Origin of the sequence: Streptomyces parvus (genome assembly GCF_014648875.1) — a bacterium.
Taxonomy (GTDB): Bacteria; Actinomycetota; Actinomycetes; order Streptomycetales; family Streptomycetaceae; genus Streptomyces; species Streptomyces parvus.
Genome location: NZ_BMRY01000001.1, coordinates 827,914 through 841,602, shown reverse-complemented (window position 1 = coordinate 841,602; position 13,689 = coordinate 827,914). Strand labels below are relative to the sequence as shown.

The 13,689-nt window shown below is 72.3% G+C and carries 9 protein-coding genes, 1 pseudogene and 1 riboswitch; of the genes and pseudogenes, 5 read left to right on the top strand and 5 right to left on the bottom strand.

Annotation, left to right across the window (positions count from 1 at the left end; translation table 11 throughout):
- The first annotated feature begins 217 nt into the window (after positions 1-217).
- A complete protein-coding gene (locus IE140_RS03665) occupies positions 218-1,504 on the top strand; it encodes a PspC domain-containing protein (protein WP_093443182.1) in 1,287 nt (428 codons plus the stop codon).
- Complete coding sequence (locus tag IE140_RS03660; protein WP_006126978.1) at positions 1,501-2,196, top strand: LuxR C-terminal-related transcriptional regulator; 696 nt, start codon at positions 1,501-1,503, stop codon at positions 2,194-2,196. Before IE140_RS03665 ends, IE140_RS03660 begins: the two co-directional genes overlap by 4 nt.
- 59 nt (positions 2,197-2,255) lie before the next feature.
- Here the strand turns inward: IE140_RS03660 and IE140_RS03655 are convergent, their stop codons facing one another.
- On the bottom strand, positions 2,256-3,335 hold the full coding sequence (locus IE140_RS03655; protein ID WP_150197333.1) for a C40 family peptidase: 1,080 nt from the start codon (positions 3,333-3,335) through the stop codon (positions 2,256-2,258).
- Between the two features lie 203 nt (positions 3,336-3,538).
- Between IE140_RS03655 and IE140_RS03650 the strand changes: the two genes are divergently transcribed.
- On the top strand, positions 3,539-3,892 hold the full coding sequence (locus tag IE140_RS03650; protein WP_150197331.1) for a hypothetical protein: 354 nt from the start codon (positions 3,539-3,541) through the stop codon (positions 3,890-3,892).
- Positions 3,893-3,945: 53 nt separating this feature from the next.
- On the opposite strand, the pseudogene IE140_RS03645 reads toward IE140_RS03650, so the two are convergent.
- A pseudogene (locus IE140_RS03645) lies at positions 3,946-5,134 on the bottom strand (C40 family peptidase).
- A 7-nt stretch (positions 5,135-5,141) separates the two neighbouring features.
- Positions 5,142-5,308, bottom strand: a riboswitch (cyclic di-AMP (ydaO/yuaA leader).
- A 258-nt stretch (positions 5,309-5,566) separates the two neighbouring features.
- Here IE140_RS03645 and pcrA point away from each other — a divergent pair.
- The gene (gene pcrA / locus IE140_RS03640; RefSeq protein ID WP_006126983.1) at positions 5,567-8,005 is read left to right on the top strand and encodes a DNA helicase PcrA; all 2,439 of its coding nucleotides are present in this window, start codon (positions 5,567-5,569) and stop codon (positions 8,003-8,005) included.
- Positions 8,006-8,073: 68 nt separating this feature from the next.
- Here pcrA and IE140_RS03635 read toward each other — a convergent pair whose 3' ends face one another.
- Positions 8,074-9,897 (bottom strand): M23 family metallopeptidase, encoded by a 1,824-nt coding sequence (locus tag IE140_RS03635; protein ID WP_150197329.1) that lies wholly within the window; start codon positions 9,895-9,897, stop codon positions 8,074-8,076.
- 206 nt (positions 9,898-10,103) lie between these two features.
- Positions 10,104-11,012, bottom strand: a complete 909-nt coding sequence (locus IE140_RS03630; RefSeq protein ID WP_373296144.1) for an esterase/lipase family protein — start codon at positions 11,010-11,012, stop codon at positions 10,104-10,106.
- Positions 11,013-11,428: 416 nt separating this feature from the next.
- On the opposite strand from IE140_RS03630, the gene icmB reads away from it, so the two are divergent.
- Positions 11,429-11,842, top strand: coding sequence for a coenzyme B12-dependent isobutyryl CoA mutase small subunit (icmB, locus tag IE140_RS03625; RefSeq protein ID WP_010058670.1), 414 nt, complete (start codon positions 11,429-11,431; stop codon positions 11,840-11,842).
- A 75-nt stretch (positions 11,843-11,917) separates the two neighbouring features.
- Here icmB and IE140_RS03620 read toward each other — a convergent pair whose 3' ends face one another.
- Positions 11,918-13,603: a DUF5691 domain-containing protein gene (locus tag IE140_RS03620; RefSeq protein ID WP_150196950.1), complete on the bottom strand. Its 1,686-nt coding sequence runs from the start codon at positions 13,601-13,603 to the stop codon at positions 11,918-11,920.
- Between the last annotated feature and the right edge of the window lie 86 nt (positions 13,604-13,689).

The following is a 13,689-nucleotide window of genomic DNA, read 5'->3' as shown; positions in this document are numbered from 1 at the left end:
TGAAGGGCGGGGCGGCCGACCGGATACGGCCGCGACGGGGCCGACCGGACTCCGCGCCCCGGCTGCCACCCGGGTGCGCCGCCCGAGCGCGGGGGCGCACACGCCGGGCGGAGGGGCAGAGGTGCCGGCACCGGGCCGCACCCGGGGGACAGCATCAGGGTCACTTCGGGGGCTGACCCTGATGCCGCCCCGCGTCCGCGCGTGTGACGATCGGGGTATGCCAGCCGCCACCGCCCGAGCCGCCAGCTCCCTCGCCGCCGACCCGGAGGAGCCGCCGGTGCGCAAGCTCTACCGCAGCGCCGACGGCCGGCTGCTCGGCGGCGTCGCGCGCGGGCTCGCCGGACACCTCGGACTGCCGGTCGCCTGGGTGCGGTTCCTCTTCCTCGGGCTGTTCTTCACCGACGGCCTCGGCGCGGTGCTGTACGCGGTGTTCTGGATCGTCGTCCCGCTCGGTGTCGGCGGTGTCGACGCCCCGCGCTCCGTGTTCGAGGTCTCCGCGGACGGCCGCCGCAAGCTCCGCAAGCCGGACAAGGGCCAGTTCGTCGCCCTGGTCGCCCTGCTCGTCGGGGCCGTCGTGTTCGTCGCCAACGTCGACATGGGCAGCGAGGCCGACCGCTACATCTGGCCCACCCTGCTCATCGGCGCCGGCTCCGTCCTGGTCTGGCGGCAGGCGGACAACGCGCGCCGCGCCCGCTGGATGGAGGTCAGCCGCAACCGCAGGCTGCTCCACGTGGCCCGCGGCCTCGCCGGAGTCGCCCTCGTCGGCCTCGGCCTCGCGGTCTTCCTCGTCGTCCGGGGCTCCGCCGCCCAGTTCGGCAACGTCCTCACCGCAGCCATCGCCGTGCTGACCGGTATCGCCCTGCTCGCCGGCCCCTACCTCGTGCGGATGACCCAGGACCTCTCCGAGGAGCGCCTGATGCGCATCCGGGCCCAGGAGCGGGCCGAGGTCGCCGCCCACGTCCACGACTCCGTGCTCCACACCCTCACCCTGATCCAGCGCAACGCGGACGACGCGGGCGAGGTCAGACGCCTCGCCCGCGCCCAGGAACGCGAGCTGCGCAACTGGCTCTACAACCCCGAGGGCACCGGCAAGGACGAGGACGACGAACCGGAGACCCTGGCCGAGGCGGTCAAACGGGCCGCCGCCGAGGTCGAGGACAAGCACGGCGTGCCCCTGGAAGTCGTCGTGGTCGGCGACTGCCCCCTCGACGAGAAGCTGTCCGCGCAGATGCAGGCCGCGCGCGAGGCGATGGTGAACGCCGCCAAGTACGGTGGCGAGGGCGGGGCGGTCCAGGTCTTCGCGGAGGTCGAGGGCCGTACGGTCTTCGTGTCCGTACGGGACCGGGGTCCGGGTTTCGACCTGGACGAGGTTCCCGGGGACCGCATGGGCGTACGAGAATCAATCATCGGCCGGATGCAGCGCAACGGCGGGACCGCCCGGCTGCGTTCGGTGCCCGGCGGGGGCACCGAGGTCGAGTTGGAGATGGAGAGGGCGAGCGAATGACCGAGAACACCGAAGCCACCGGGGGCCCGGAGCGACGGGTACGGGTCGTGCTCGTCGACGACCACCGGATGTTCCGCACCGGGGTGCAGGCCGAGATCGGCCGCACCGAGGAGACCGGCGTCGAGGTGGTCGGCGAGGCCGCCGACGTCGACCAGGCGGTCACCGTCATCACCGCGACCCGCCCCGAGGTCGTCCTCCTCGACGTCCACCTCCCGGGCGGCGGCGGCGTCGAGGTGCTCCGCCGTTGCGCCCCTCTGATGGGCACGGCGGAGAACCCCGTCCGCTTCCTCGCGCTCTCCGTGTCGGACGCCGCGGAGGACGTCATCGGCGTGATCCGGGGCGGTGCGCGCGGCTACGTCACCAAGACGATCACCGGCACCGACCTCGTCGACTCCGTCTTCCGGGTCCAGGAGGGCGACGCGGTCTTCTCGCCCCGCCTGGCCGGCTTCGTCCTCGACGCCTTCGCCTCCACGGACGCCCCGCCGGTCGACGAGGACCTGGACCGCCTCACCCAGCGCGAGCGCGAGGTGCTGCGGCTGATCGCCCGCGGTTACGCGTACAAGGAGATCGCCAAGCAGCTGTTCATCTCGGTGAAGACGGTCGAGTCGCACGTCTCGGCGGTGCTGCGGAAGCTCCAGCTCTCCAACCGGCACGAACTGACCCGCTGGGCGACGGCGCGACGGCTGGTCTGAGGCCCGGGGGCGACGGCTGGTCTGAGGCCGGGTGCGGTGCCGGTGCCGGGGGCCCGAGGTCACGCCACCCGGGTCGCGCCCGCGAACGGCATCTGGTCGATCGGCGCGATGCGCACCGGTGCTCCGGGGCGCGGGGCGTGGATCATCTGGCCGCCGCCGATGTAGAGGCCGACATGGCTGATCCCGGAGTAGAAGAACACCAGGTCGCCGGGGGCCAGTTGGGAGCGCGGGACGCGTTGTCCGGCGTTGATCTGGGTGTAGGTGGTGCGGGGCAGGCTCACGCCCGCCGCCTTCCAGGCCGCCTGGGTGAGGCCGGAGCAGTCGAAGGCGTTCGGGCCGGTCGCGCCCCAGACGTACGGCTTGCCGATCGCGCCGTGGGCGAAGGCGATGGCCTGCCCGGCGCGGGAGTCGGTCGCCGACACCTGGCCGCCGCGGGCGGTGGAGCGGTCGGCACGGTCCGGGCCGCCGCCGTGCCGGGCGTCGGCGGAGCGTTCGAAGTCGGCGCGCTCGGCGGCGGTCAGGGTGTCCAGCAGCTTCCGGGCGTCGGCCAGCTTGGCGCGGATCGCGGTGCGGTGTTCGCGCAGCTCGGCACGGCGGGCGGTGAGGCGGTCGGTCTCCTCGTCGGCGAGGGCCTTGACCTGGGCGATCCGGGAGACCTGCCGTTTGATGTTCCGCAGCAGCCCGGTCTGCCGGTCGCCCGCCCGGTCGAGGTAGGAGGCGCGTTGCAGATAGGCGTCGGGGTCGGAGGAGAGCGCCAGTTGCAGGGTCGGATCCAGGGTGCCGGAACGGTACTGCGCGGTGGCCAGCGAACCGAGCGCGTGCCGGGCCGTGTTGAGGCGGTCGGTGCGGCGGGCGGCCTCGTCGGTCAGGGCGTCGAGGTTGCGGGTGGCGGCATCCGCCTTCTCCTTCGCCCCGTTGTACTTCTCGGTGGCGACCTCGGCGTCGTGGTACAGCCGGTCGACCTTCGCCTTGACCTGTGCCGCGGTGGGGGCCGGTTCGGCCGGGGCCGCGCCCGCCCCGGTGACGGAGCCGGCGGTGGCGGCCCCGGCGAGCGCCAGGGTGGCGGCGGTGCGGGCAGCAGGGCCGGTGAGCGGGCGCTGCTTGGGTTTTCGATGAGCTGACCTGCGGTGCGCTGCCACGGGGGCGGCTTCCTTCCTCTCGGCTGCCCGCCGGGGGTGGCGGCGGGGTCCGGGATGGACGCTAATCCCGGCGCGGAGAAAAGGGTCGCCATGACAGCTATTGCCCTGATGTGACGTTTCGCCGGTCACGGATGATCAAAGCGATCGAGGAAGGCTTGCCTCACTGAAAGGTAAAGATCTGGCCATGGCTAGGCTCCCGAGCCATGGACGTACTCATCAATGTCTTCGTCGCCCTGCACATCATCGGCATCGCCTCCCTGCTGGGCGGCTTCCTGACGCAGATGAAGGCCATGGGGTCGGGGACCGCCCGGTTCACCCCCGCGATGCTGCACGGCGCGCTGACCATGCTGGTCACCGGCGTGGCCCTGGTCGGCCTCAACCAGGCCGACGACCAGGCCGTGAACAACGTCAAGATCGGCATCAAGCTGGCCCTGCTGGTCGTGATCCTCGCCCTGGTCTACGTCAAGCGCGACGAGGAGAAGGTCGACAAGGGTGCGTTCATCACCGTCGGCGCCCTGACGACCGTCAACATCTTCCTCGCCACGGTCTGGACCTGAGGCCGGACCCGGTCTTCGGGGCCCGGACCGTCTCCGGCCGCCCCCGCCCCGTCTCACGCCGGGCGGACGCTCCCGTAGATCGGCATGTAGTAGATCGACTCCTCGCGCACGTTCGCACCGGGCTTCGGGGCGTGGATCATCATCCCGTCGCCCTTGTAGATGCCGACGTGGCTGATGTCGTCGTAGAAGAAGACCAGGTCCCCGGGCTGGAGGTCGGACGTGGCGACCCGCGTGCCGACCTCGACCTGGTCCCAGGTGGTCCGCGGCAGGGTCACGCCCGCCTCCCGCCAGGCCGCCTGCGTCAGCCCCGAGCAGTCGTAGCTGGAGGGGCCCGTCGCCCCCCCACACGTACGGCTTCCCGATCTGGGCGCGGGCGAAGGCCAGCACCTTCTCCGCCTTGGCGGCGTAGCTGCTGCCCGTACCGGAGCCGGACCCGGAACCCGTTCCCGTACCGCCGCCCGATCCCGACCCCGAACCGCCGCCGGACTCCTTCGCGGCCTCCTCGCGGGCCTTCTCCTCGGCCTCGGCCTTCGCCTTCGCCTCGGCGGCCTGGCGGGCGGCCAGCTTCGCCGCCTTCTCCTTCGCCTCGGCCTCCTTCTTGCGCTCCAGCTCCGCCAGCCGCGCCTTCTCCTCGGCGGTAAGGCGGGACAGCAGCCCCCGCGCCTCGGTCAGCTTGGCCTGGACGTCCTTCTTGCTGGAGGCGAGCGTGGCCTGCGTCTCGGTCAGGGTCTCCAGGCTCTTCACGGCCTCCGCGCGCTTCTTCGCCGCCGAGGCCTGCTGCGTACGGAAGTCGTTCACGGCCTTCTGCTGCCGTTCCGTCGCCCGGTCCATCAGCCGGCTCTGGTCGAAGTACCCCTGCGGGTCGTCCGCGAAGAAGAACGTCGCTGTGGGCGCGATACCGCCGCTGCGGTACTGGGCCGCCGCGTAGGAGCCCAGCGCGCGGCGCGCCTCGTTGATCTTCTCGGTCCGCTTCGCCACGTCCGCGAGCAGGCCGTCGACCTTCTTCTGCTGCGACGTGGAGGCGGACTTGGCCCGGTTGTACTCCTGGGTCGCCGTGCCCGCCTGCCGGTACAGGGCGTCGACCTTCTTCTGTACGTCCTCGATGGCGGGCTTCGGCTCCGCGGGCGCGGCCGTGGCGCTCTGCGTGGAGAGCAACGTCACGGAGGCCAGCGCGGCCGTCGTCAGCCCGACGGCGGGGGTGGTCGTGCGCACCTTCGTGCGCGGCTTGCGATGCGATGCCAAGACCGGCATCTCCTTCCGTGGACCGCCTACCGGGTTAGCTGTCGGGTTCGGACGGAACGGAAGGCTGTCCTACGGTCCGCATGCGAGGGCACGGGCCGATTCACCCCGGTTCTGCGTGTGGGTCCCCGGTTCCGAACTGCCGGGACGGCAGGCCGGATTCGGCAGAGGTGTCCGTTAGGCGCGGTTCGCCTCAGGGAGGTACGGATCACCTGACCGAGCACGCTAGCCAACCGGTGGCGCCACTGGGAAGGACGATGAGCGATATGCCCGATACATTTTCGTGACCTTTCCGGATCGGGGGTCCGACACCCCCTCCGACCGGGCGCTCCTTCACGGAACGTGGACGTCCGCTCTCCGTGCGTACGGGTGGGAACCGTCCCTTCCGGCCTTCGGCCGAACGTTGTCAGTCCGGCCGCCTAGACTCGGGAGGCGATGAGCAGCCTCTTTGACGACAACTTCCTGACCGGCCTCCAGCCCGCGGAGGACGGCCCCCCGCCGCCCCCCGAGGACCACGCGCCCGAAGCGGTGCCGGAGGGACTCTTCGAGGGCGTCTACGACGCGCCCCCGCCGCCCCGGGACGGGTACTACCGGGACGGTCACCCGCGCCCGGCGATCGACTCCGCCGCGCTGCTCGACGGGCTCAACACCGAGCAGCGCGCCGCCGTCGTGCACGCCGGGTCCCCGCTGCTCATCGTCGCCGGGGCCGGCTCCGGCAAGACCCGGGTGCTCACCCACCGCATCGCCCACCTGCTGGCCGAGCGAGGCACGCACCCCGGGCAGATCCTCGCGATCACCTTCACCAACAAGGCCGCCGGCGAGATGAAGGAGCGCGTCGAGCAACTCGTGGGCCCGCGTGCCAACGCCATGTGGGTCATGACCTTCCACAGCGCGTGCGTCCGCATCCTGCGCCGCGAGTCGAAGAAGCTCGGCTTCACCTCGTCGTTCTCGATCTACGACGCCGCCGACTCCAAGCGCCTGATGGCCCTGGTCTGCCGCGATCTGGACCTCGACCCCAAGCGCTACCCGCCGAAGTCCTTCACCGCCAAGGTCTCCAACCTCAAGAACGAGCTCATCGACGAGGAGACCTTCGCCGGACAGGCAGCCGATGGCTTCGAGAAGACCCTGGCCCAGGCGTACGCGCTCTACCAGGCCCGCCTCCGCGAGGCCAACGCCCTGGACTTCGACGACATCATCATGACGACGGTCCACCTCCTCCAGGCCTTCCCGGACGTCGCCGAGCACTACCGCCGCCGCTTCCGCCACGTCCTGGTCGACGAGTACCAGGACACCAACCACGCCCAGTACACGCTGGTCCGTGAGCTGGTCGGCCCGGCCGGGGAGAACGACGCCCCCGCCGAGCTGTGCGTGGTCGGTGACGCGGACCAGTCGATCTACGCCTTCCGGGGCGCGACCATCCGCAACATCCTCCAGTTCGAGGAGGACTACCCGAGCGCGACGACGATCCTGCTGGAGCAGAACTACCGCTCCACGCAGACGATCCTCTCCGCCGCCAACGCCGTCATCGAGCGCAACGAGAGCCGCCGCCCGAAGAACCTGTGGACCAACGCCGGATCCGGTGCCCGCATCACGGGCTATGTCGCCGACACCGAGCACGACGAGGCGCAGTTCGTCGCCGACGAGATTGACCGGCTGACGGACAAGGGCGACGCCAAGGCGGGCGACGTCGCCGTCTTCTACCGCACCAACGCCCAGTCCCGTGTCTTCGAAGAGATCTTCATCCGCGTGGGCCTGCCCTACAAGGTCGTCGGCGGTGTGCGCTTCTACGAGCGCAAGGAGGTCCGGGACGTCCTGGCGTACCTGAGGGTCCTCGCCAACCCCGAGGACACCGTTCCGCTCCGCCGCATCCTCAACGTCCCCAAGCGCGGCATCGGCGACCGCGCCGAAGCGATGATCGACGCCCTGTCGATGCGCGAGAAGATCTCCTTCCCGCAGGCGCTGCGCCGCGTCGACGAGGCGTACGGCATGGCCGCCCGCTCCTCCAACGCCGTCAAGCGCTTCAACACGCTGATGGAGGAGCTGCGCACGATCGTCGAGTCCGGCGCCGGACCCGCCGTCGTGCTGGAAGCCGTCCTGGAGCGCACGGGCTATCTCGCCGAGCTCCAGGCCTCCACCGACCCGCAGGACGAGACCCGCATCGAGAACCTCCAGGAGCTCGCCGCCGTCGCCCTCGAATTCGAGCAGGAGCGCGGCGAGGAGGAGGGCGCGGGCACGCTCGCGGAGTTCCTGGAGAAGGTCGCGCTCGTCGCCGACTCCGACCAGATCCCCGACGAGGACGAGGACGGCTCCGGCGTCATCACGCTCATGACCCTGCACACGGCGAAGGGCCTGGAGTTCCCGGTCGTCTTCCTCACCGGCCTGGAGGACGGCGTCTTCCCGCACATGCGGGCCCTCGGCCAGACCAAGGAGCTGGAGGAGGAGCGCCGCCTCGCGTACGTCGGCATCACCCGCGCCCGCGAACGGCTCTATCTGACCCGGGCCGCCATGCGCAGCGCCTGGGGCCAGCCCTCGTACAACCCGCCGTCGCGGTTCCTGGAGGAGATCCCGGAAGCGCACCTGGAGTGGAAGCGGAAGGGCCCGATGGCCGCCCCCGCCGGGCCCACCTCCGGCATCACGTCCTCCCTGTCCTCCTCCCGGTCCCGCTCCGGCCCCTCGGGCTTCGCGACCCGGCGCTCCTCGGACAAGCCGACGGTGTCCCTGGCCGTCGGGGACCGGGTCACGCACGACCAGTTCGGCCTGGGCACGGTGACGGCCGTCGAGGGCCACGGCGACCAGGCCAAGGCGACGGTCGACTTCGGCGACGAGCGCCCGAAGAAGCTGCTCCTGCGGTACGCGCCGGTCGAGAAGCTGTAGGACACGAGTGAGGGGGAGGGCTCCCGGGCCCTCCCCCTCACTCGTGTACGCGCTCTTGTGCCGTTCCGTCAGGCCGGGTTGAGACCCTTGCTGCGCAGCCACACCAGCGGGTCGATCGCCGCGCCGCCACCGGGCCGGACCTCGAAGTGCAGGTGCGGGCCGGTGGAGTTGCCCGAGTTCCCGGAGTACGCGATGACGTCGCCTGCCTTCACCGGGCCCGAGCGGATCTTGGTGCTGCTGAGGTGGCAGTACCAGGTCTCGGTGCCGTCGGCGGCCGTCACGATCGCCATGACCCCGTAGGCGCTGTTCAGCTGGGTGCGTACGGTGCCGTCGGTCGCGGCCATCACCGGAGTGCCGTACGAGACGGGGAAGTCGATGCCCGAGTGCACGGACATCCAGTTGACGCCCGCCTGGCCGTAGTAGGCGGAGAGCCCGTGCTGCTTGACCGGCAGGACGAACTTGGGGCGCAGCGCCTCACGGCGTGCGGCCTCCTCCTCGCGCTTCTTCTTCTCCGCCGCCTGCCGCTCCCGCAGGTCGATGCGCTCCTGGGTGCGGCTCGCGCGCTCGCGGAAGTCGTCGCTGCCCTCGGAGAGCTGTTCGAGCTGGTTGTTGAGCTTGTCGTTGACGGCGACCGGCTTGACCGTGCTGGGGTCGGCGACCGCCAGCGAGGCGGTCGTCTCCTCCGGCTTCTCCTCGCCGCCGGGCATCCCGACCGAGGCGGCCGCGATGCCCGCGACGCTCATCACGCAGGCGGAGGGCACCGCGACGGTCAGCAGGGCGGAACGCTTGGCGGGGTTGCGGCGGCGGGCCCGGTTGCGCGGGGCGGGGGGACGGACCGCGGTGCGGTTCACGGAGTGCGGGGCGGGGACACCGTCCCCGCCGTCCTGCCGCGGTTCGCCTTCCGGCTCCGGCGTGGCATCCGGCGCGGTGTCCTGTGCGAAGTCGTGGGTGAGGGCGGCGAACTCGGAGGTGGAGGACGCGTCGGCCGCCGGGTCACCGGCCGTGTGGTCCGGCTCGGCCGGCCCCTCGTGCGCCGTCGCGTCGGCCGGCTGCTGTTCGTACAGTGAGTGCGACGTCTGTTCGGGTTCGTACGCGGCGTCCCCGGGCGTGGCGCCGGAGTTCCAGGCGGTCGCGTCGTAGGCACCGCTGTCGTACGCGACCGTGCCGTACGCGCCGGTCTCGTAGGTCCCGGTCCCGTACGCCCCGGTGTCGTAGGCGCCGGTGGTGAAGGCGGTGGTGGCGTACGCCCCGGTCTCGTAGGCGTCCGTCCCCGTCCCGTAGGCGTCCGCCGCGTGGGCGCCGCCGGTTCCGTACGCGGTGTCCGCGGGGTACGTACCGGTCTCTTGGGCGGCCGTCTCGTAGGCCCCGGTGCCGTACGCCCCGGTGTCGTAAGCCCCCGTGTCGTACGGGTCCGCCCCGTACGCGGTCTCCGTGCCGTACGGGGCGGAGGGGAAGCCTGTGGTGGGGAACGCGCCGGTGCCGGTGGTCGCCCACTGGCCGGTCAGGTCCTGGTCGTCGACCTGCTGCCAGGCCCCGGAGGTGTCCCACTGCTGCGTGGCCTGGGCCTGGGCGGCCTGCTGGGCGTGTTCCTGGCCCTGGTCCTGAGCGGCGTAGCCGTCGTGGGTGAGCGTCTGCTGGGCTCCGGTGTTCCACGCGGAGGCGTTGTACTGGCCGCTGTGGTCGGGCTGTCCGGTCGCGTACGTGGTGGCGAATCCGGCGCCGTAGGTGCCCTGGCCGTAGGTGGCGTCGCCGTATCCGGCGGCGGGGTGACCGACGTCGTAGCCGGTGTCGTGGCCGCCGGGGAGCGAGCCGAAGAGCGGGTCGGTGTCGAAGCTGCCGGTCGATCGGTCGTCGTACCCGACGTGCCCGGCGTGGGGGTGCTGGTCGTTCACCAACGTCTCTCTCGCCTCGGCAGCAGGACTGTTCTGGGTCCCGGTCAGGGGTGTCCCAGGGGGAAGCAGTGGCCGCGACTGTACCCGGCGGTATGTGAGGACGACAATCTTCGACAGGTTTTGGGCCCGCAGGAAACGGGCAATCGGCCGTCTTTCGGTGGACGGCAGGCACAGCCTTGGCCCTATGTTCGAGTGATGTTCTATTTTCAGGCCGCGGACGTCGTCCCGGTGGAGGTGGCGTCGTCCTCTCCGGCCTCCGGTGCCTCAAGAGCCTCACGGACCGCGGCGGCCACCGTGGGGTGCACGGGCAGCGCGAGGTGTCCGATACCGGTGACGCGTACGTTCACCGCGTCGAGGTCGGGGTGGTCGACGCACGCCGTCCCGACGGGGACCATCACCTGGTCCAGCTCGCTCCAGAAGCCCACGAACCGGGTCCGGCAGCCGGGAGCGGGACCGCGCAGTTCCTCGATCACGGAGGAACCGCCGCGCATCTGCCGCACGATGGGGTGAACGCCCGCCCCGGGGGCGACGGCGGTGCCCCCGTGCGGGGTGCCGAGCGTCACCAGGGTGCGCACGCGCCGGTCACCGCCGAGCCGCTGTACGTAGTAGCGGGCGATCAGGCCGCCGAGGCTGTGCCCGACGATGTCGACCCGGCTGTGCCCGGTGCGCGCGCAGATCTCCTCCACATGCCGGCCGAGCAGCCCGGCGGCGGTACGGACGTCACGGGTCAGCGGCGAGTAGTTGAGGGATTCCGGGCGGCGGCCGTGGCGGGCCAGCGTGCGGCGCAGGACGACGAACGCGGAGCGGTTGTCGATGAAGCCGTGCAGCAGAACGACGGGCGGCGCGGCGGACGGCACGACGGGCGGCACGGTGGTGGCCGGGGCCGGGGGGTCGGTGATCGCGGGGGGCCCGGCTTCGGCGGGCGCGGTCCCGCCCCGTTCGGGGGCGAGCCCGAAGGGGTAGACGGCCAGGCGCCCGGCGAGGACGAACAGCTCCAGCGCGGTGGCGCCGAGCAGCGCGGACGACAGCCGGGGCCCCGGAGGCCGGGGCAGGCGGGTGCGGCGGGCCAGGTGGGTGAGGTGGGTCAGCGGTGAGAGGGGTGGGGGGAACTTCACGGCCGGCCTCCTGCACCGGCGTACGGGGAGGCGGCTCCCGTCCCCGTACGCCCTTGTGGGTGGCGGGACGAGGAGTGCTGCCGACCCGGCCGGGCGGCCGTGACCGGGTGCGTGGGGCCGTACCACCGTGCCGTGCGGCTGGCGGCGCGGTGGTACGGCGACCTCGTAGCGGCTCCCCTGGGAGGCGTCTTGCCGATCAGGCCCGGCGCGCGGGCCTGATCGGCAAGACACCCCCTGGCGCCGAGGCCCCGCGCGGCCGGAACTCCGCGTGATGCCGGGACGACGCCTGGCGAACATGTCCCACGTGTGATTTCCCCCTCCCCGCCTGCCGCGAAACTGTGGCTTGCGGGATGCTGTGGATAACGTTCGTTCACATCCCCGTCCCTTCAGACGCGGGAGACCAGGTGGAGGCAGTGATGGGTGTGACCGGTCCGATCCGTGTGGTGGTGGCCAAGCCGGGCCTCGACGGCCACGACCGCGGGGCCAAAGTCATCGCGCGGGCGTTGCGGGACGCCGGCATGGAGGTGATCTACACCGGGCTCCACCAGACGCCCGAGCAGATCGTCGACACGGCGATCCAGGAGGACGCCGACGCCATCGGCCTCTCGATCCTCTCCGGGGCGCACAACACGCTGTTCGCCAAGGTGATCGAGCTGCTGAAGGCCCGCGAGGCGGAGGACATCAAGGTGTTCGGCGGCGGGATCATCCCGGAGGACGACATCGCCCCGCTGAAGAAGCTGGGCGTCGCGGAGCTCTTCACCCCGGGGGCGACGACGACCGAGATCGTCACGTGGGTCAACGCCAACGTCCGCCAGGCCGCCCAGACCTGAACGCCGCACCCGGGACGGGCCCGCCGTACACGGGCCCGTCTCCGTCCCGGGCCGGAGGCGGCCCCTCCGTCACCGTCAGGCCATCAGCTCGGCCTCCATCGCGGCGCGCAGCCGCAGAGTGGAGACCAGGCGCTGGAAGGCCTCCGACCAATAGCCGCCCGCCCCCGGCGATGCCCCCTCCTGTTCGTCCTGCGCGGCCGTCAGGACCTCAAGCCGGTCGGCCTCGGCCGGATCGAGACAGCGCTCCGCGAGGCCCATCACCCCGCTGAAGCTCCACGGATAACTTCCGCCGTCCCGCGCGATGTCGAGCGCGTCGACCACCGCACGCCCGAGCGGCCCGGCCCAGGGGACCGTGCACACCCCGAGCAGCTGGAAGGCCTCCGACAGGCCGTGCGCCGCGATGAACCCGGCCACCCAGGAAGCACGTTCCCCGGCGTCCAGAATCGCGAGGAGCTTCGAGCGCTCGGCGATCGAGGCGGTCCCGGGGCCGCTCGCCACCGGCGCCGACGGGCGCCCGAGCAGGGCCCGGGCCCACCGTGGATCGCGCTGCCGGACCGCCGCCCGGCACCAGGCGGTGTGCAGCTCGTCGGCCCAGTCGTCGGCGACGGGCAGGGCCACGACCTCTTCGGCCGGACGCCCGCCGAACCGCTCCTCCCAGACACCGAGCGGGGTGGCCTCCACCAACTGCCCCAGCCACCACGAGCGTTCGCCCCGGCCCGTCGGCGGGACGGCCATGACACCGTCGCGCTGCATGCCCGCGTCGCACTCGTGCGGCGCCTCCACGGCGATGGCGGCGACGTCCCCCGTACGGTCCGGGTGCACGCAGGACATCGCGCGGGCCGCCATCCGTCCGGCGAGTGCCGATCCTGGCAGGGCGGAGAGCAGTTCGGCGGCGGTTGCGCGGACATTGCGGCTGCGGTCGGACAGGGCCTGCTCCAGGAACGGCTCGTCGGCGTCGCCGAGCCCCGACCGCAGGGAATCCAGGAACATCAGCCGGTCCTCGGCCCGTTCGGCGGACCACGTGGTGGCGAGCAGGGCGAGTCCGGCGGGCGGATCCTGCGCCCGTACGGCGTCGAGCAGCGCGACCCTTTCCGCGAACAGCCCCTCCTCCCACAGCCGGGCCACCGCGTCCGGGTCCGTGGTGTCGGTCGGCGGCGCACCGCTCGCGGAGCCCCGCAGGGCGAACTTCCAGTCGGGATTCAGCCCGGCCAGCCATCTGCCGCGCGGCCCGGCGAACGCGAGCGCCTGCGGGCGCAGGTCCGTACGCGCACGGGCGGCGTCCAGCAGCGGGGGCAGCAGAGCCGCCGGGGCGCGGAAGCCCCTCCGGTTGGCGATGGCCAGCCACTGGGGGATGAGCTCGGTGAGGTCGGGTGCGGTCCCGCGCCGCCCGCCGCCCGAGGGCGCGGAACGGTCCGCCAGCAGGTGGGCGAGCCGGTGCCGGGCGGCTTCGGGGAGCGCCGGGCGCGGATCCGGGGCGGCGGGCTCGGGCCGGGCCTCCGGCACGGCGGGGAGCAGCCCGGCCCGCCGCCGCACGGTGTGCAGGGCGGCGGCGTCCAGCAGGGCCGCGGGAGCATCGGCCGGCACGGGGCCGCCGCGCGATGCCGGAGGGCGGCGGTCGGTGCCCAGGAGAGCCGAGGTGACCAGGTCCTCCCAGGGGAGGGCGTCGACGGACGCGGACGCGGACGTGGACGTGGACGTGGAAGCGGGGGTGGTGGAGGCGTCGGCGGTGGTGGTTGCGGTGGGGCCGGTCGTGTGAGGCATCTCTTTCCCCTCCCGTGGCAGGGATGCGCGGATGTCGGACAGGGGGAGCGGACAAGGACGTAGGGCAGTGGACCGTGGCGGCGGGC